This is a genomic window from Acinetobacter sp. ANC_7511 (genome assembly GCF_056779975.1).
This window is the reverse complement of sequence record NZ_JBWYIY010000006.1, coordinates 30,781-48,313: the sequence shown is the minus strand read 5'-3', so window position 1 is coordinate 48,313 and position 17,533 is coordinate 30,781. Positions and strand designations below refer to the sequence as shown.

Sequence of the window (17,533 nt, the reverse complement as noted above, 5' to 3'; positions counted from 1 at the left end):
TTAAACTCATCATTCACTAGAGATCAACTTTCATGGAAAAACTTTTAAATATCATGCAAGAGCTTCGTGCGAAATGTCCATGGGATCAAAAACAAACGCCTGAAAGCTTGACTCGCTATGCGATTGAAGAAGCTTATGAGGTTGAAGAAGCAGTTCGATCACAAAATACAGCGCATGTAAAAGAGGAATTAGGAGATCTTCTGCTGCAAGTTGTATTTCAAGCGCAAATGTATAGTGAGCAAGGAGCATTTAATTTTCATGATGTGGTGGAAACGTTGTGCGACAAGTTGATTCGAAGACATCCTCATGTCTTTCAATCAGCTCAATTTGAACAACTGAATGAACAGCAGGTGAGTGAACTTTGGCAAAAAATTAAGGCTGAAGAGAACAAAGACAAAACTAAATCACGTTTAGATGAAATTAAAGCGGGTCCTGCCTTAGATCAAGCCGAGCAAATTCAAAAAAATGTAGCTCAGATTGGATTTGATTTCGAAAATGTTGAGCAGGCGTATGAAAAGTTAGATGAAGAGTTATCTGAATTAAGAGAAGCCCTCAACCATCAAAATTCCGACGAAATACAAGAAGAGTTTGGAGATTGTTTATTTTCTTTAATCAATGTTGGACGTAAAATCGGCATTTCAAGTGAGATGGCTCTACTTGGAACCATCCACAAATTTAAACAACGTTTTTCATACATTGAGTTGCAGGCAAAAAATAGAAATACGCCCATTGAAAATATGAGTCTCAAAGAAATGGACCAATTGTGGGATCAGGCAAAAGTGTATCTAAAGCAACATAACAATAAAATTCAGGTTCAACATGAATAGCATCATTTCTTTTCTTCTTCTGATATTTACTGCATGTGTGAGTTTAATCAGTTCGGCATATGCACAACAGTTTGATCAATCTTACTTAAAATGGAAAGCAGAGCAAGAAGCTCATGATCAACGACTTAACCGGCAAAGTGCGAACCATTATTTATCTCGACCAGCCGTAAATACATCATCAAAGCAAGCAGCTGGTGGTGTCGGGCAATCAACTAAAGTTCGTCTTAATACGGCTTCAATGGTTGAACTACAAATGATTAAAGGAGTGGGTGAGAAGAAAGCTGCTGCAATTATTGAGTATCGGCAAAAGCATGGCAGTTTTAAGTCAGTAGATGAACTTCAAAATGTCAAAGGAATAGGTCCAAAGTTTATCGAAAAGAATCGCAACCAGTTAGCCCTCTAACACATTTTTATAGAGATCAAATGGCACTAAGGGGTGTTGAAATTTAATCAATTTTGACGGTGAATCTTGGAGAATAAAATTGCCCTTTGATTGTGTTAGAGCTATGATTAGCACAATTATGATTTTACGTTCTGACGTAGGAGACAGCGTCTTTTGCAAACTTTGCACGCGTCAAAGTGCGGTTTATCCACTGCACAATTACCTTCTTCCATTTTAGATGTTATTGATTCTTTAACTAAAGCCGGCTATGAAGCTTATATCGTCGGTGGTGGTGTCCGTGATTTGATGCTTGGACTTGCGCCTAAAGATTTCGATGCTGTAACCAATGCGACACCTTCACAAATTAAAGAAGTATTTGGTCGTCGTTGCCGAATTATTGGTCGTCGTTTTGAGTTGGCTCATGTCTATTCTGGTCGTGAATTAATTGAAGTGGCCACTTTCCGAGCTCCTCCTAAAAAAGCAGTGACTTCTGCTGCAGGGATGATTCTAAGAGATAATAATTGGGGCTCAATTGAAGAAGATTTTGCTCGTCGAGATTTCTCAATCAATGCGATGTATTACCAACCGCGTAAGGGTATCGTTCTTGATTTCTGTAACGCTATTGATGATATAAAAACAAAAACATTGCGTTTATTGGGGGATCCAAAGTTACGTTTTGAAGAAGATCCAGTTCGTATGTTACGAACACTGAGATTTGCTGCGAAACTTAACTTTAAAATTGATCCTGCAATTTTAGATGTATTTACACCTGAGGCAACCTTGCTTTTACGTGATGTATCACCGCATCGTTTATATGATGAATCTCAAAAGTTATTCACAATGGGGCATTTGAATCGTGTGCTCCCGATGTTGATTGAGTTTGGAATCTGGAAGCAATTATTTGCAGATATTCCTCCTCATATTGATGCATTTATTGAACGTGCAGCGAAAAATACAGATCAGCGAATTCAAATTGGTAAAACGATCAACCCTGCATTTTTCTATGCGGTATTGTTGTGGAAACCATTCCTTGAGCGTTGTGATTTTTATATGCACAAAGGTGTTGTGGCAGCTGAAGCACGTGCTCAAGCTGGCTTAGATGTGCTGAAGCGCCAAGCGACACGCACGATTATCCCGCGTTTTGCAGAAACATTTATTCGTGAAGTTTGGGAAATGCAAACTCGTTTGTTGAACCCAAAACCTCAGCAAATTGAAGCACTCTCAGGTCATGCTCGTTTTAGAGCAGGTTTTGACTTTATGTTGCTGCGTGAAAAGTCTGGAGATCAGACGACCAATGGCATGGGTCAATGGTGGGATGCTTATCAGTTGATGTCTTTGGACGAAAAAGAGCGTGTGATTGCGCAGTACAATCGTCAACGGACTAAATCACGACGTAAAGTTGCCGTGACCGAAGATGTTGCGGAAACAAAGCCTCAGCAGATTGAACCGCTAGTTAAAGAAACGGAGTCACGTAGCCGCCGCAGTCGTAAGGCCGCTTCAGCGAATGAGCGAAGAACAGAGCAAAATGCGAGTATCGCTTTGGATAATGGTATTGCAGCTGATCATCCTATTTTGAAGCGTAAACGTGTCAAACGTGATTTAAATACAGTGGTGTTTGGTCCTATCCAATGACAGTACGAACATATATTGGACTGGGAAGTAATTTAGGTGATTCTCAGCAGTTGATGGCAGAAGCCTATACGAAACTGGCAATGCTGGGTATGGTGAAAGCATCAAGGCTTTATCATAGTCCACCTATGGGTCCTCAAGACCAACCACATTACCACAATGCGGTCGTTCGTTTAGATACGAGTCTAACGGCGCTTGAATTATTGGATGAATTACAAAAAATAGAAAATGAAGCAGGGCGGGTGCGTTTACGTCGTTGGGGTGAACGCACACTCGATTTAGATCTATTGTTATATGGTGATCAAACGATTCAAAATGATCGCTTAACTGTTCCGCATATCGGGATATTTGAGCGAGATTTTGTCATACTGCCGTTATTAGATCTGGATGTCGAATTAGAAATTCATGGACAGAAAATTCGAGAAACGAATATTGCAAAACACAGCCAATTGGATGTTTTAGCAGATTCATCTTGGATCAATATTTAAACTTTAAAATGTTCTAAGGAACTGTGTTAGAGGACATCTTATGATCAGTCTGAGCGATTTAAGACAATTCAAACAGCAAGGTCGAAAATTTTCATGTCTGACTTGTTATGACGCCAGTATGGCGAAGGCAATGGAAATTGCTGAAATAGATACCATTTTAATTGGTGATTCGCTTGGGATGACTATTCAAGGCCATGATTCAACGTTGCCTGTAAATGTGGAAGATATGGTCTATCACACCTCAGTTGTACGTCGTGGAAATAACCATGCTTTCATCTTAACTGATCTTCCTTTTATGAGTTATGCCACACTCAATGATGCATTAGTAAACTCGAAAAAAGTGATGCAAGCTGGTGCACAAATGGTCAAGCTTGAAGGTGGTGCTTGGCTTGCTGAAACGGTAGAAGTGTTGACTCGCAATGGTATTCCAGTGTGTATCCATCTTGGATTAACGCCACAATCCGTTCATGTATTTGGTGGCTATAAATTACAAGCCAAAACGCGTGAAGCTGCGGATCAACTGATTGCTGATTGTAAAGCCGTTGTTGAGGCTGGGGCTGCAGTGTTATTGCTAGAGTGTGTACCTGCACAATTGGGTCAAGAAATTACAGAACTATTTCCGCATGTACCTGTGATTGGTATTGGTGCTGGGGCACAAACCGATGGGCAAGTTCTGGTTGTTCAAGATATGCTGGGATTAAACTTCGGTCGTGTTGCACGTTTTGTACGTAATTTTATGAAAGAACAGTCTGGTGAAACAGCCATTCTTGATGCAATCAAATCGTATCATGCTGCTGTACTAGATCAATCTTTCCCTGCTAAAGAACATACGTTCCAAGTTGAGCTTTAATCATGAAAACTGAAACAACAATCCATGGTTTAACCGCATCACTTCATGCTGCTCGTCAAGCACGAAAGACTATTGGTTTTGTCCCGACCATGGGGAATCTACATCAAGGTCACTTAAATTTAGTACGTGAAGCACGTAAATTATGTGATGTGGTTGTGGTCAGTATTTTTGTGAATCCGATTCAATTTGGCCCAAATGAAGATTATGACAGTTACCCACGCACACTTGATCAAGATAGTCAGTTGTTGGCTGAAGAGGGTTGTGACATTATTTTTGCACCTTCAGTTGAGCAAATGTATGGCAGTCAACCTCGCTTAACTAACATTAGTGTCGGTCAAATCACCAATGATTTATGTGGTGCTCAACGTCCGGGGCACTTTGATGGTGTTGCGGTAGTGGTAACGAAGTTATTTAATATCGTACAACCACATTTTGCATTCTTTGGTCAAAAAGACTACCAGCAGTTGGCTGTGATTAAGACAATGGTACGTGACTTGAACATGCCGATTGAAATTATTGGTGTGCCAATTGCACGTGCTGAAGATGGTTTGGCATTAAGTTCACGTAATGGTTATCTTTCGGCTGAACATCGTCAAATTGCACCAGTGATTTATCAATCTTTAAAAACTGCTGAAACAAATTTAAAACAAGGTCAAGCGCTTACAGAGGTTCTTGCTGAGATAAAATCAACTTTAAGTAATGCTGGCTTTGTCGTGGATTATGTTGAAGCACGTAATCCAATGTTGCAGGCAGTTGAGCAATTTGACCAAGATATTGTGTTATTTGTTGCTGCGAAAATTGGCTCGACACGCTTGATCGACAATTTACAAATCAGTCATTAAAACAGGATTAAACTCGATGATGATCGTCAGGTGTGGTGCATGAAGCGAATTCTTATTGTTACAGGACAATCCGGTTCAGGGAAGTCATCTGCATTGCAGGTTCTCGAAGATTTAGGTTATTACTGTATCGATAATTTGCCGCTAGCATTACTTCCTGAGATCGTTGGAAAGTTAGATCAAGAAAATAATTTAGAACAATTGGCTTTAGGGGTTGATGTTCGGAGTACACGCGCTGATTTGCAAGAATTTGAGCAAGTTTATCAGCAACTGGAAAAACATGGTGAGGTCGAGGTGATTTATCTCACCACCAAAGATCAAGAGTTAATTGCTCGTTTTAGTGCCTCGCGTCGACCTCATCCACTGGCGAATCGTTTTAAAAGTCTGAATGAGTGCATTCAGGAAGAGAAACAATTACTGTTGCCGATTCAATTAAGAGCAACTGTACAGATTGATACATCAGATAAAAGTGTCCATGATCTTAAAGATACATTATTATCCCGCTTAGGGCAGGTAGATAACTTAATTGTTATTTTACAGTCTTTTGGATATAAGCATGGTATTCCGTTGGATGCTGATTTTATTTTTGATGTGCGGCATTTACCCAATCCACATTGGGATTTAGAGCTTAGAAAATATTCGGGTTTAGATGAGCCCATTGAAAAATTCCTGACATCATTTGACCAAGTGAATATGATGTTTGAGGATTTAAAGCAATTTTTAGAGAAGTGGTTGCCTGCCTTTGCAGAAGGGCATCGCCATTACATTACGGTTTCGATTGGATGTACAGGTGGTCAGCACCGCTCTGTATTTATTGTGGATAGACTCAAAAAGGCGCTTGAGGCACAATGGTCTATTCAGGTCTTGCATAGAGAAATGAAGCACTGGTCATGATTGACACAACTGTTGACGTAATTAACAAATTAGGATTACATGCGCGTGCGTCAGGCAAGCTCATTGAGGTCACTACCAAATTTCGAAGTTCGATTAAAATTGGTAAGGGCGATAAATTAGTCGATGCCAAAAATATTATGTCTTTGCTCATGCTCGGTGCAGGCAAAGGAACTACATTAAGACTAGTGATTGAAGGGGCAGATGAAGAGAAAGCTTTGTCTGAAGTTCAAGCATTATTCGCAGCAAAATTTTACGAGGCTGAATAATCGTGGCACGTCGATCGCAACGTTTTACTGAAGATGATTTTGAGTCTTTAGAAGGACGTGCAAGTAAAACTGAACAAAAGAAAGCTGTACAACGTATGGCTGCTTTAGGGGCTCAACTTGCTGAGTTACCCAAAAAAAAGATTGAAAGCCTTCCTGTGGAAGAGCGCTTAATTGAAGCTTTATTGGATGTTCAATTGATAACATCAGGTGAGGCTCGTCGTCGTCAATTTTTGCGTATTGGTAAATTATTACGCAATGAAGACGAGAGCATGATCTTATCTTATTTGACACCTCAACAAGGGGCGAAAAAGACAGCACAATTGCACCGCTGGGTCGATCGTATGATTGCACAAGGTGAGCCTGTTATTAAAGAATTTATGAAGACTTACAATGCTGCAGAGCATCATGCAATACGTCAGCATTTACTTCGTATTGAACGTGATATTCAAAAAAACTTAGGTGAGGATGCTGTTGCACAATCTAAGTTAAATTTGCTGAATTACGTTCAGCAAGTTGCACTTATCTCTGATCGTTAATGGTCAAAAAAAAGGTCTGATGTTTCAGACCTTTTTTATTTCTTAGATGCTTAATATTTAGAGTGCAGCACGATCTTTTGCCCAATCTCGCAACACAAACTTTTGCAGTTTACCTGTTGAAGTTTTAGGGATTTCAGTAATCACTACGTCTTTAGGTACCTTGAATCGAGCAAGATGTTGTTTGCAGTATTCAATGATTTCTTCAGGTGTAGCTTGTTGCCCTTGCTTCAATTCAATAAATGCGCATGGAACTTCTTGCCAACGTGGATCAGGTTTTGCAACAACTGCAGCTGTCAGCACGGCAGGGTGTTGATAAAGTACTTCTTCCACTTCAAGTGAAGAAATATTTTCACCACCAGAAATAATCACATCTTTCGAGCGATCTGTGATTTTGGCATAACCATCAGGCTGGCATACGGCAAGATCGCCAGTATGGAACCATCCACCAGCAAATGCTTCAGCGGTGGCTTCAGGATTCTTCAAGTACCCTTTCATGACAATGTTGCCACGGAACATAATTTCCCCCATGGTCTGACCATCATTCGGTACAGGCAGCATTGTTTCAGGATCCAATACTTTCATCCCATCTTGAAGTGGATAAGGTACACCTTGGCGTGAATGTAGTTGAGCTTGTTCTTGGATGCTTAAATCACTCCAGCCTGCTTGTGAAGCACATAGTGCTGATGGTCCATAGGTTTCAGTGAGACCATAGACGTGGGTAACATTGATTCCTAGATTTCGCATACCTTCAATAATGGCAGCTGGTGGCGCTGCACCAGCAACCATCACTTCGACTCGATGATTAATTTCGCGTTGTTGCTCTTTTGGTGTGTTGATCAACATGGACAATACAATTGGTGCACCGCAGAAGTAATCGACTTGATGATCCGCGATCAATTGATAGATCTGTGCTGGATCTACTTTTCGAAGACAAACATTTGTGCCACCGTTGGCGGCCATGGTCCAAGCGAAACACCATCCATTACAATGGAACAGAGGCAAAGTCCATAAATAGGTGGCACGGGGTGTCATACCACAAGCAATGATATTACTCGCTGCATTAATATAAGCCCCACGATGATGATAGACCACACCTTTTGGATTCCCAGTTGTGCCTGAGGTGTAGTTTAAGCTGATGGCATCCCATTCATCCTGTGGTAATTGCCACTCAAACTCAGGATTACCTTGTGAAAGCCAAGATTCATACTCAATTTTTCCAATACGGGGCGCTTGATCATTGAATTCATATTCAGTATCTGCAACATCGATAACATAAATGTCCTGAGGAACTTGTGCTAAAGCTTCCTGTGCTAATTCTGAGAATTCAGGGTCAACTAAAAGTACTTTTGATTCAGCATGTTCAAGCATAAATGCGAGTGTTTTTGCATCTAGGCGCGTATTTAATGTATTGAGTACAGCGCCTGCCATAGGCACTGCAAAATGCGCTTCGATCATGGCTGGAATATTTGGAAGTAATACCGACACAGTATCATTTTTTTGAATACCAAGCTTTTGCAGCTGATCGGCAAATTGACGGCAACGTTTGTACTTTTCTTTCCAGCTAATCCGGCGTGTACCATGAATAATTGCATCTTGCTGAGGGTAGATATAGGCCGCACGCTCTAAATATCTGAGTGGAGAAAGGGCAACAAAATTTGCTGGCGTTCTAGGTAGTTCGTCATACGGACTTAAATTCATTTTAGTATCCATCTTCATTTTTATAATCCTGAGTAAAAGATAAGCAAAAAATAAACGGAATACATTTATCCTTTAGTCGAGCAAACGTGACATTTTGTCAATTAGGCGAAATTTCATATTTTTTAACTTCATTTTATTGCGATTTATTCGTGAAGTTGGTGATATTTATTTGTGCTGAATAATGTAATTGATCGAGAAGTAGGGTAAATTTTAAACAGATTTTAAGTTTCAAAATCGAATAATAAAAGCAAAAGGATTTTGCATATGTATATTGTTGGTTGGGGGAAAGATGAAATTAACATCGAACCCAAAGGCTATGCCATGTTTGGCTATGGGATGTGGCATCACCGTGCCTATAAAAAAAGAACTGCGCTGTATGCGAGAACAGTGACCATTCAAAAAGATCAAGATGCCCCCTTGATATTATGTTGTCTAGATTTTGGCTGTATTACTTCAGCAATTCGAATCAATGTAATCCAACGCTTGAATGAAACGTTGAGGGATCGTTTCGATCCGCATCGTTTGGTTCTAATGGCAACGCATACCCATTCAGGTCCAGGCGGTTGTGGTTATGAAGCTCTTTATAATATGCCGACACCAGGATTTGTGCCTGAGCACCTTGATGCAGTTGTGGATGCTGTGCAATCCAGTATTCAACAGGCATTATCCAATCGCGATTTTACAGAGATTCGATTAGCGACAATTGACATTCCTGAGCAAGTCCCTGTGGCATGGAATCGCTCGATAAAAGCGTATAATCGAAATCTCGATACTGCATTCGTCGATGAATCTGAAACTTACAAAGCAATCAATCGACAAATGCAAGTCCTTGGCTTTTATCGTGGGGAAAAGCTTCATTCTCTGTTGTCACTGTTTGGTGTGCATGCGACATGTTTGGGCAATCAATTAGACGCTCACGATGGTGATAATAAAGGCTATGCCGCAACACTTTCGGAAGAGACCTTAAGTGCTGCTGGGGTGGATGGACCAGTTTGTATATTTGCACAAGCAACAGCAGGCGATGTGTCACCACACTTCCATGGAAAGAATCAGACTAAGATCAGAAAAAAGATAAAAGGAGAAGCAGAATACATCTATGCGAGAAACAATGGTCGTATACAGAGTGAGTATGCTTTAGCCGCTTTACTTGAGCAACAGAATCAAAACATCCAATATCAAGATTTGGATGCAGTACTCGAGTATGTGGATATGGCAAATACTGTGGCTGATCCAGAGTTTTCAGGTGGATATAGCAATGCGATAACAAGCCAAGCTTGTCATGGGACAGCATTTATTGCGGGCACACCAGTCGATGGTGTGGGTGCTGCAAAGCCATTGATCATGGCTATGAATTTACTTTCAAAACAATTCAAACGAAGTAAATTGAATTCAAAAGATCCAGTGGAAAGTGCTTATTATCAGAAGCTTTATCATGCTCAAGGACCCAAAAATATTATTTTTGAATCGGGTCAGCATCGGATATTAGGAAAAAAATTAGGTTCACTTCCTGGTGTTTTAGATCCACTCATTGCTGAAATGAATGCTCAAGTTCACGCCGGCGCAATTCAAGAAAGCGATTTAGTGCCACATATTGTGCCAATTCAGCTCATTCGAATCGGTCAACTTTTTTTGGTATGTGTTCCCGGAGAGTTTACAACAACTTCAGGTAAGCGCGTATTAAATACCATTCAGAAAAGTGTATTACCGACATTTCCTAACGCAAAAATTTGGTTTGCATCTTATTGTAATGACTATATGGGCTATGTCACGACATTCGAAGAATATCAAGAACAAGCCTATGAAGGTGGACACACTTTATTTGGTCAATGGACTTTGGCAGCTTTTCAAACCTATTTTAAACATTTGGCTAAACAGATTTGTTTGCCACCTGAACAACGTCAATTATCAAATTGCGTACCTAAAGCAGTACCTCAAAAAGAATTAGAGAAAAGAACCAATCGGGGAAATGTTCAAACCGCCGTTGCACAAAAGGAGTTGGCAACATGAGTAATCTGACACATCATTATTGGTCTAACTGGTCGGGATATTGCCACTCAAACCCGCAACATATCTTATATCCAGACCAATTACATGAATTACAGGATATTGTGATTCAACATCCTAAAGTTCGTGTGGTTGGTGCAGGGCACTCATTTACTCCGTTGGTAAAAACGGATGCGTCTATTATTTCTTTAGACCGATTTTCAAGTGTCTTAAATGCTGATCAGGCTAAATGCCAAGCGACGTTATGGGCAGGTACTCGACTATTCAATTTAGGCCAGCATCTTGCGCCTTATGAGCAGTCGCTTATGAATCAGGGTGATATTGATCAACAAAGTTTAGCTGGTGCTGTATCTACAGGAACACACGGGACAGGTGCAGCGCTATATTCTATTTCAGGCTATGTAGAAGATTTTGAGCTATTACAGGCAAATGGGGATTTAATCCAATGCTCAAAGACGGAGAACCCTGAAATTTTTCAGGCAGGTAGAGTATCGTTGGGATCGCTCGGGATATTAACGAAAATAACCATGCAAAACCGCCCTAGATATAAATTGAAAGAGAAAATTCATTTAGCCCCTGTAGAAGAAAGCCTTGATCAATTTCTCCAATTGATGCACCAACATCGGCATTTGGAGTATTTTATTTTCCCTTTTACAGATCAGTTAATTTTTAAAACACTTGATGTTATAGAGGGTGAGGTGAAGCCAAGAGAAACTTCTTGGCCATCTGAGGATCAACTTTTAACATGGTGTTGTGAAATTTCTAAAAAAGCCCCTTTTTTGACGAAATATCTTCAAAAATTAGTCGGTGTTTTTGTGAAGCCAACAGAATTCATTGATTGGTCGGGTGATATTTTTGCAACACCTCGGAATACCAAATTCAATGAAATGGAATATCAAATTCCAATTGAGAATGGTATTCAATGCATCAAAGAAGTGATTGCAACGTTTAGAAAATATCAAATAAATTCTTTTTTCCCTATCGAATTCCGCGTGGTCAAAGGGGACGATATTTGGCTAAGTCCTTTCTATCAGCAAGACAGTATTTCGATTTCAATCCATCAATATTATAAGCAGTCACCTCAAAAAGTATTTGATCTTATTGAGCCGATTTTTCAAAAATATCGAGGCCGTCCACACTGGGCTAAGATGCATCAACTGTCTCACCAAGAGATGCGAGCTCTTTATCCGAAATGGAATGAATTTATGCAAATCAGAGAAGCGCTCGATCCCCATCGAAAGTTTCTCAATCCCTATCTTGAAAAACTATTACTTGGGCAACAAGGATGAGAGATGAATAGTTTTTTTAATCAAATGAATGATGATTTGCGGGCACATGGTTTAGGTCAACCTATGCTCTTGATCGATGACGATGCATTAAACTTTAATATTGCTTATGTAAAACAGCAGCTAGCTTCGGCAAAGCACTTAAAACCGCGGTTAGTCGTTAAATCTTTGGCTTGTTTGCCTTTGTTAAAAAAGCTAAGTTTCGATTTAGACACCCAACACTTTATGGTATTTCATATTGATCACTTACAATTGATGTTCAATCATTTTGATCAAGCTGATTTACTCTTTGGCAAGCCGATGCCAATTCGTGCAGTAGAAAGGTTTTATCAAAACCATCACACGCCAATCAAATGCAAGATACATTGGTTAATTGATTCCTTTGCTCGTTTGCAACAATATCAAGCCTTGGCTGATCAACTGGGATTTAGCTTCAATATCAATCTTGAAATTGATGTGGGATTACATCGTGGAGGCGTTCAAAATTCTGCTGAATTTATACAAATGCTCAATTATATTCAGCAGCATCAAAAAACGCTAAATTTGAGTGGTTTAATGGGCTACGATGCGCATGTTACTAAACTACCTAAGATGGTGAAGCGTCCAGAAACAGCTTATGCTGAGTCTCAACATATTTATCAAAATTATCAGCACATCTTAAAACACCAATTCCCAGATTTAAATCATGCTCAGCTGTGTTTTAACGGAGGAGGAAGTCCAACCTTTAGTTTTCACGTGAAACATAGTGTGTGTAATGATCTGTCATTTGGCTCAATGTTGCTAAAGCCCAGCGATTTTGATTCTGAACATCTTTCTTTGCTTAAACCCGCTTTATATATTGCGAGTCCCGTACTGAAAGTATTAGACGAAGTCTCATTGCCAGGGATACCTTCATTTAAAAAAATAAAATTCTTTCAGAAGCATCAAGCGGTTTTTATCTACGGTGGCTATTGGATGGGTCAATATGTTTATCCAGCAAAATCTCATCCTCATTTATTGTATGGACGAAGCACCAACCAGGAAATGATTTGTGTCGATCGTAAAATTGATATCCATCCTGATGACTATGTATTTATTCGACCGAGCCAGAGTGAGGTGGTCATCCCGCAGTTCAATCGCACGTACCTTTATCGAAAAGAAAATGAGTGGAATTCATCTGATTTGGAAACGAGTAGATTTGAACCTTGGGAAAATTTTAGAGAGTAGTGATTAAAAGAAAAAAAGGGATGAAGTTAATCATCCCTTTTTAGCATTGGTTTGAAATTTATTGGACGCCGCCGTAATGGATGCCCGTTAATTCACTGATTTCTTTTTTCCAAGTGGTTAAGTCATCCAAATTAAATTTACTTAAATGGTCATGCCCACAAGCACGCGCCATTACTTGCATCAACTCGACTGAAGCATTGAAGAAGTTGGCGAGTTGCTGTGCTGATTTTTCTATTTCGAGTCTTCGACGCAAATGATCTTTTTGTGTTGCAATACCGACAGAGCATTCATTTGTATTACACGCGCGCATTCCCAAACAACCAATTGCCTGCATGGCAGAGTTAGACACGGCAATGGCATCTGCACCCAGCGCTAAGGCTTTAATAAAATCAGCAGGGACACGTAAGCCACCTGTAATGACCAAACTAATGTCACGACGTCCTAAACGATCTAAATGACGACGTGCCCGTGCTAAAGCAGGAATGGTCGGCACTGAAATATTGTCACGGAATAATGTTGGTGCTGCACCTGTACCACCACCACGACCATCTAAAATAATGTAGTCCACACCTATCGCAATCGCAGCATCAATGTCTTTTTCGATATGCTGTGCAGACAGTTTAAAGCCAATCGGAATGCCACCTGTCTGCTCGCGTATATAGTTTGCAAACTCCTTGTACTGTGAAAGTTCAGTCCAATCCGGAAAGGTTGCGGGAGAAATCGCGGATTGTCCTTCTTCTAAACCACGTACTTCTGCAATTTTTCCGACCACTTTATGCCCGGGTAGATGTCCACCTGTTCCTGTTTTTGCTGCCTGTCCACCTTTAAAGTGAAAAGCTTGGCATTTTTTTACTTTTTCAATGTCATAGCCAAAACGACCAGAGGCCAACTCGTAAAAATATCGTGAATTCGAGGCTTGTTCATCATCTAACATTCCACCTTCACCAGAACAGATGCCAGTACCTGCCATTTCCGCACCCATTGCCAGTGCAGTTTTTGCTTCTTGCGATAAAGCTCCAAAACTCATGTCGGAAACAAATAATGGAATATTGAGTCTCAATGGTTTTTTTGCATTTGGTCCAATAATCACTTCGCTTGCAACGGGGGCATCATCCAGTAGAGGAACTTTCCAAAGTTGAGCTGTGACCAGTTGAATATCTTCCCATTTTGGAAGTTTGTCAAAAGGCACACCCATGGCTGCGGTAGGACCATGATGACCGAAATTTTTTAGACCATTTCGAGCTAATTCTAAGATGAATCTATTGTGTGGCTCTTCAGGAGCAGGCTGAGAATCTGCGTAGAGTCCTTGATAACGATCACGGTTGAATTGCTGTGGATTTCTTTTTTCCCAAGCTTCGATTTCTTCTAAGTCAACATAGACATGATCATCATGAATCCAAGCTTTAAATTTTTGCAGATTTTTATTGAGATATCTCGGGTTAATGCCAGTTTTATAGATGTAATGAGAGCCGTGAAGGCCACATACAATTTTGTCGCCTTGAATATGGGCATCGGACATGAGTGCTCCGCGATGCTGACAACGACCATACATGACTACGACTTTTTCTTCATCATGATCTTCAAGACGAAGAACAACAAGATCCACATTGGCTGCTAAAGCATATGCGGGTTTAAGCGGCTGGAGTGTAGACCAAGCAATTAGTGGGTGAGATTTCATATGACCTGCCTAATGATTTCAGTGGGTTATATTTATTTGTTTAAAAGTATGTTGATCATCTAATAGAAAGTATAAAAGATTATTTTTCTATAATTGGGATAATATTGGTTTAAATATTAAATTGGGAATATATTTTAACTATTTTTGTCACAATTAAAACTGCTATCGCCTAATGCTCGATTAACGGTTTATTAAACAACGTGACACGTGTAAAATCTCTAGCGATTTTATTTATCCACCGTTTTTATCTTTTGAGGTTCGCCTCGATCATAATCTCGCGGTGACATGCTCCATTGTACGGGGCATCACTCCTTAAGGATTTTTTATGCCAATTATTACTTTGCCAAACGGCGATCAAAAACAATTTGATCAAGCTGTCTCTGTCATGGAAGTTGCTCAAAGCATCGGTCCAGGTCTTGCAAAAAATACGGTTGCAGGTCGTGTAAACGGCCATCTAGTTGATGCATGTGACTTAATCACTGATGATGCCACGTTGCAGATCATTACGCCTAAAGATGATGAAGGTATTGAAATTATTCGTCACTCTTGTGCCCATTTAGTTGGTCACGCAGTGAAGCAGCTTTTCCCCGAAGCAAAGATGGTGATTGGACCTGTCATTGAAGATGGTTTCTATTACGATATCTACAGTGAAAAACCATTTACACCAGATGATATGGCTGCCATCGAAGAGCGTATGAAAAAGCTCATCGATCAAGATTATGATGTCATTAAAAAGATGACACCTCGTGATGAAGTGATCAAAGTATTCACTGAGCGTGGTGAAGATTATAAATTACGCCTCATCGAAGATATGCCAGATGAGACTCAAATGGGTCTTTACTATCATCAAGAATATGTGGATATGTGTCGTGGTCCACACGTACCAAACACTAAATTCTTAAAGTCATTTAAGTTGACGAAGATGTCAGGTGCTTACTGGCGTGGTGATGCGAAAAACGAACAGCTTCAACGTATTTATGGTACGGCTTGGGCGGATAAGAAGCAGTTGGCTGCTTATATCAAGCGTATTGAAGAAGCTGAAAAGCGTGACCACCGTAAAATTGGTAAAGCGCTTGATCTGTTCCACATGCAAGAAGAAGCACCAGGCATGGTGTTCTGGCATCCAAATGGCTGGACGATCTATCAAGTTTTAGAACAATACATGCGTAAAGTTCAGCAGGACAATGGTTATCAAGAGATTCGCACACCTCAGGTGGTCGATTTTAGTCTGTGGGAAAAATCAGGACATGCTGCAAACTATGCAGAAAACATGTTTACTACACATTCTGAAAACCGTAACTATGCCGTTAAACCAATGAACTGCCCATGTCATGTTCAAGTGTTTAACCAAGGTTTAAAATCTTACCGTGATTTACCAATTCGTCTTGCTGAATTTGGTTCATGTCACCGTAACGAACCATCGGGTTCATTACACGGGATTATGCGTGTTCGTGGTTTCACCCAAGATGACGCACACATTTTCTGTACAACTGAGCAAATTGGTCAAGAAGTTGCTGACTTTATTAAACTGACTTTAGATGTTTATAAAGATTTCGGTTTTGAAGAAGTGCAAATGAAACTCTCAACACGTCCAGAAAAGCGTGTAGGGGATGATAAGCTTTGGGATGTTGCTGAAAAATCTTTAGCTGACGCACTGGATGCAGCAGGTCTCGCTTGGGATTTACAACCTGGTGAGGGTGCGTTCTACGGTCCTAAAATTGAATTTTCTTTGAAAGATTGTTTAGGTCGTATCTGGCAGTGCGGTACAATCCAATGCGATTTTAACTTGCCATTACGTTTAGATGCATCTTATGTCACTGAAGACAACGATCGTGATCATCCTGTGATGCTTCATCGTGCAATTCTTGGCAGTTTTGAACGTTTTATTGGTATACTTATTGAACACTACGCTGGATTTATGCCACCATGGTTGGCACCAATTCAAGCATGTGTGATGAATATTACCGATTCTCAAGCAGATGCTTGTCAGTCAGTCGTCGCTAAATTGCAAGAAAATGGCATTCGAGCGATTTCAGACTTGAGAAATGAGAAAATCGGCTTTAAGATTCGTGAGCGTACTTTAGAGCGTATTCCATACCTATTGGTGCTTGGGGATCGAGAAGTAGAGGAAGGTACAGTGAATGTACGTACCCGCTCTGGAACAAATTTAGGTACTATGTCTATCGATGCATTCGTTGACTTAGTGAAAGTAGCCGTAGCCGAACGCGGCCGGTATATTGTGGAGTAAGAAAGATTAAACAGCCTGACCGTAACCAACAACAAGGTGCTAAAAGCAATCGTCCTGCATTAAATGATGAGATTCGTGCGAAAGAAGTACGTCTCGTTGGCGCTGACGGAGAACAAAAAGGCATCGTTTCACTTGCTGAAGCGTTGCGTGCTGCAGAAGAAGTTGATCTTGACCTCGTTGAGATCGTTGCGAATGCAGAGCCGCCTGTTTGTAAAATCATGGATTACAACAAGCATTTATTTGATCTGAAGCAAAAGCAAAAAGATGCTAAGAAAAAGCAGCATCAAGTTCAGGTTAAAGAGATCAAGTTGCGTCCTGGTACAGACGTTGGTGATTACAATGTTAAGTTGCGTGCTATTCTGAAATTCCTTGAAGAAGGCAACAAAGTTAAAATTACTCTACGTTTCCGTGGTCGTGAGATGGCTCACCAACAATTGGGTCTTGCTCAATTACAAAAGATTGAAGCTGATGTGGCTGAAATCGGTGTAGTGGAACAAGCACCAAAAATGGAAGGCCGTCAAATGGGTATGTTACTTGGTCCTAAAAAGAAAAAGTAAAACCGATTTAGAGAAAAAGCCCTGCACATGCAGGGCTTTTTTATATGTTGATTGAAGGGATATAGGTACATCCTGAGTTGGTAAAGAGAGGAACGACTGTAGTTGGGGTATAAATCATCAGTTGAATATTTCCATCAGGCAGTAC

At 40.3% G+C, this 17,533-nt stretch carries 16 protein-coding genes; 14 read left to right on the top strand and 2 right to left on the bottom strand.

What is annotated here, in order from left to right; genetic code table 11:
* The first annotated feature begins 32 nt into the window (after window positions 1-32).
* From mazG to yjgA, 9 genes are all read left to right on the top strand, one after another.
* Complete coding sequence (gene mazG, locus AC1M9L_RS05285) at window positions 33-827, top strand: nucleoside triphosphate pyrophosphohydrolase (RefSeq protein ID WP_481591536.1); 795 nt, start codon at window positions 33-35, stop codon at window positions 825-827.
* On the top strand, window positions 820-1,230 hold the full coding sequence (locus tag AC1M9L_RS05280; RefSeq protein WP_481591535.1) for a helix-hairpin-helix domain-containing protein: 411 nt from the start codon (window positions 820-822) through the stop codon (window positions 1,228-1,230). Before mazG ends, AC1M9L_RS05280 begins: the two co-directional genes overlap by 8 nt.
* A gap of 153 nt (window positions 1,231-1,383) precedes the next feature.
* Window positions 1,384-2,841, top strand: coding sequence for a polynucleotide adenylyltransferase PcnB (gene pcnB / locus AC1M9L_RS05275; RefSeq protein ID WP_481588712.1), 1,458 nt, complete (start codon window positions 1,384-1,386; stop codon window positions 2,839-2,841).
* On the top strand, window positions 2,838-3,326 hold the full coding sequence (gene folK, locus AC1M9L_RS05270) for a 2-amino-4-hydroxy-6-hydroxymethyldihydropteridine diphosphokinase (RefSeq protein WP_481591534.1): 489 nt from the start codon (window positions 2,838-2,840) through the stop codon (window positions 3,324-3,326). The genes pcnB and folK overlap by 4 nt, the downstream gene beginning before the upstream one ends.
* A 40-nt stretch (window positions 3,327-3,366) precedes the next feature.
* Window positions 3,367-4,176 carry a 3-methyl-2-oxobutanoate hydroxymethyltransferase gene (gene panB, locus AC1M9L_RS05265; RefSeq protein ID WP_481591533.1) on the top strand — a complete coding sequence of 270 codons (810 nt, stop codon included), beginning with the start codon at window positions 3,367-3,369 and terminating at the stop codon, window positions 4,174-4,176.
* A gap of 2 nt (window positions 4,177-4,178) precedes the next feature.
* Window positions 4,179-5,018 carry a pantoate--beta-alanine ligase gene (gene panC, locus AC1M9L_RS05260; RefSeq protein WP_481591532.1) on the top strand — a complete coding sequence of 280 codons (840 nt, stop codon included), beginning with the start codon at window positions 4,179-4,181 and terminating at the stop codon, window positions 5,016-5,018.
* Window positions 5,019-5,057: 39 nt separating this feature from the next.
* On the top strand, window positions 5,058-5,909 hold the full coding sequence (gene rapZ / locus AC1M9L_RS05255) for an RNase adapter RapZ (protein WP_035265345.1): 852 nt from the start codon (window positions 5,058-5,060) through the stop codon (window positions 5,907-5,909).
* A complete protein-coding gene (locus tag AC1M9L_RS05250) occupies window positions 5,906-6,175 on the top strand; it encodes an HPr family phosphocarrier protein (protein WP_035265349.1) in 270 nt (89 codons plus the stop codon). The genes rapZ and AC1M9L_RS05250 overlap by 4 nt, the downstream gene beginning before the upstream one ends.
* A gap of 2 nt (window positions 6,176-6,177) precedes the next feature.
* Window positions 6,178-6,711 carry a ribosome biogenesis factor YjgA gene (gene yjgA, locus AC1M9L_RS05245; RefSeq protein WP_035265351.1) on the top strand — a complete coding sequence of 178 codons (534 nt, stop codon included), beginning with the start codon at window positions 6,178-6,180 and terminating at the stop codon, window positions 6,709-6,711.
* Window positions 6,712-6,768: 57 nt separating this feature from the next.
* Here the strand turns inward: yjgA and AC1M9L_RS05240 are convergent, their stop codons facing one another.
* On the bottom strand, window positions 6,769-8,409 hold the full coding sequence (locus tag AC1M9L_RS05240; protein ID WP_481587552.1) for an acyl-CoA synthetase: 1,641 nt from the start codon (window positions 8,407-8,409) through the stop codon (window positions 6,769-6,771).
* A gap of 264 nt (window positions 8,410-8,673) precedes the next feature.
* Between AC1M9L_RS05240 and AC1M9L_RS05235 the strand changes: the two genes are divergently transcribed.
* From AC1M9L_RS05235 to AC1M9L_RS05225, 3 genes are read left to right on the top strand one after another with little or no spacing between them, the layout of a single operon-like run.
* Window positions 8,674-10,416, top strand: a complete 1,743-nt coding sequence (locus AC1M9L_RS05235) for a neutral/alkaline non-lysosomal ceramidase N-terminal domain-containing protein (RefSeq protein WP_481591531.1) — start codon at window positions 8,674-8,676, stop codon at window positions 10,414-10,416.
* Complete coding sequence (locus AC1M9L_RS05230) at window positions 10,413-11,702, top strand: D-arabinono-1,4-lactone oxidase (protein WP_481591530.1); 1,290 nt, start codon at window positions 10,413-10,415, stop codon at window positions 11,700-11,702. Before AC1M9L_RS05235 ends, AC1M9L_RS05230 begins: the two co-directional genes overlap by 4 nt.
* Window positions 11,703-11,705: 3 nt before the next feature.
* Window positions 11,706-12,905, top strand: a complete 1,200-nt coding sequence (locus AC1M9L_RS05225) for an alanine racemase (protein WP_481591529.1) — start codon at window positions 11,706-11,708, stop codon at window positions 12,903-12,905.
* Between the two features lie 58 nt (window positions 12,906-12,963).
* Here AC1M9L_RS05225 and AC1M9L_RS05220 read toward each other — a convergent pair whose 3' ends face one another.
* A complete protein-coding gene (locus AC1M9L_RS05220) occupies window positions 12,964-14,583 on the bottom strand; it encodes a glutamate synthase-related protein (RefSeq protein ID WP_481591528.1) in 1,620 nt (539 codons plus the stop codon).
* Between the two features lie 325 nt (window positions 14,584-14,908).
* Between AC1M9L_RS05220 and thrS the strand changes: the two genes are divergently transcribed.
* The gene (gene thrS, locus AC1M9L_RS05215; protein ID WP_481591527.1) at window positions 14,909-16,831 is read left to right on the top strand and encodes a threonine--tRNA ligase; all 1,923 of its coding nucleotides are present in this window, start codon (window positions 14,909-14,911) and stop codon (window positions 16,829-16,831) included.
* A 5-nt stretch (window positions 16,832-16,836) separates the two neighbouring features.
* The gene (gene infC, locus AC1M9L_RS05210; protein ID WP_081403231.1) at window positions 16,837-17,388 is read left to right on the top strand and encodes a translation initiation factor IF-3; all 552 of its coding nucleotides are present in this window, start codon (window positions 16,837-16,839) and stop codon (window positions 17,386-17,388) included.
* Window positions 17,389-17,533: the final 145 nt, after the last annotated feature.

Coding starts and splice junctions, on each gene's coding strand:
- AC1M9L_RS05235 (WP_481591531.1), top strand. CDS start 8,674: ATGTATATTGTTGGTTGGGGGAAAGATGAAATTAACATCGAACCCAAA.
- mazG (WP_481591536.1), top strand. CDS start 33: ATGGAAAAACTTTTAAATATCATGCAAGAGCTTCGTGCGAAATGTCCA.
- AC1M9L_RS05230 (WP_481591530.1), top strand. CDS start 10,413: ATGAGTAATCTGACACATCATTATTGGTCTAACTGGTCGGGATATTGC.
- panB (WP_481591533.1), top strand. CDS start 3,367: ATGATCAGTCTGAGCGATTTAAGACAATTCAAACAGCAAGGTCGAAAA.
- panC (WP_481591532.1), top strand. CDS start 4,179: ATGAAAACTGAAACAACAATCCATGGTTTAACCGCATCACTTCATGCT.
- AC1M9L_RS05240 (WP_481587552.1), bottom strand. CDS start 8,409: ATGAATTTAAGTCCGTATGACGAACTACCTAGAACGCCAGCAAATTTT.
- rapZ (WP_035265345.1), top strand. CDS start 5,058: ATGAAGCGAATTCTTATTGTTACAGGACAATCCGGTTCAGGGAAGTCA.
- folK (WP_481591534.1), top strand. CDS start 2,838: ATGACAGTACGAACATATATTGGACTGGGAAGTAATTTAGGTGATTCT.
- AC1M9L_RS05250 (WP_035265349.1), top strand. CDS start 5,906: ATGATTGACACAACTGTTGACGTAATTAACAAATTAGGATTACATGCG.
- thrS (WP_481591527.1), top strand. CDS start 14,909: ATGCCAATTATTACTTTGCCAAACGGCGATCAAAAACAATTTGATCAA.
- AC1M9L_RS05280 (WP_481591535.1), top strand. CDS start 820: ATGAATAGCATCATTTCTTTTCTTCTTCTGATATTTACTGCATGTGTG.
- AC1M9L_RS05225 (WP_481591529.1), top strand. CDS start 11,706: ATGAATAGTTTTTTTAATCAAATGAATGATGATTTGCGGGCACATGGT.
- AC1M9L_RS05220 (WP_481591528.1), bottom strand. CDS start 14,583: ATGAAATCTCACCCACTAATTGCTTGGTCTACACTCCAGCCGCTTAAA.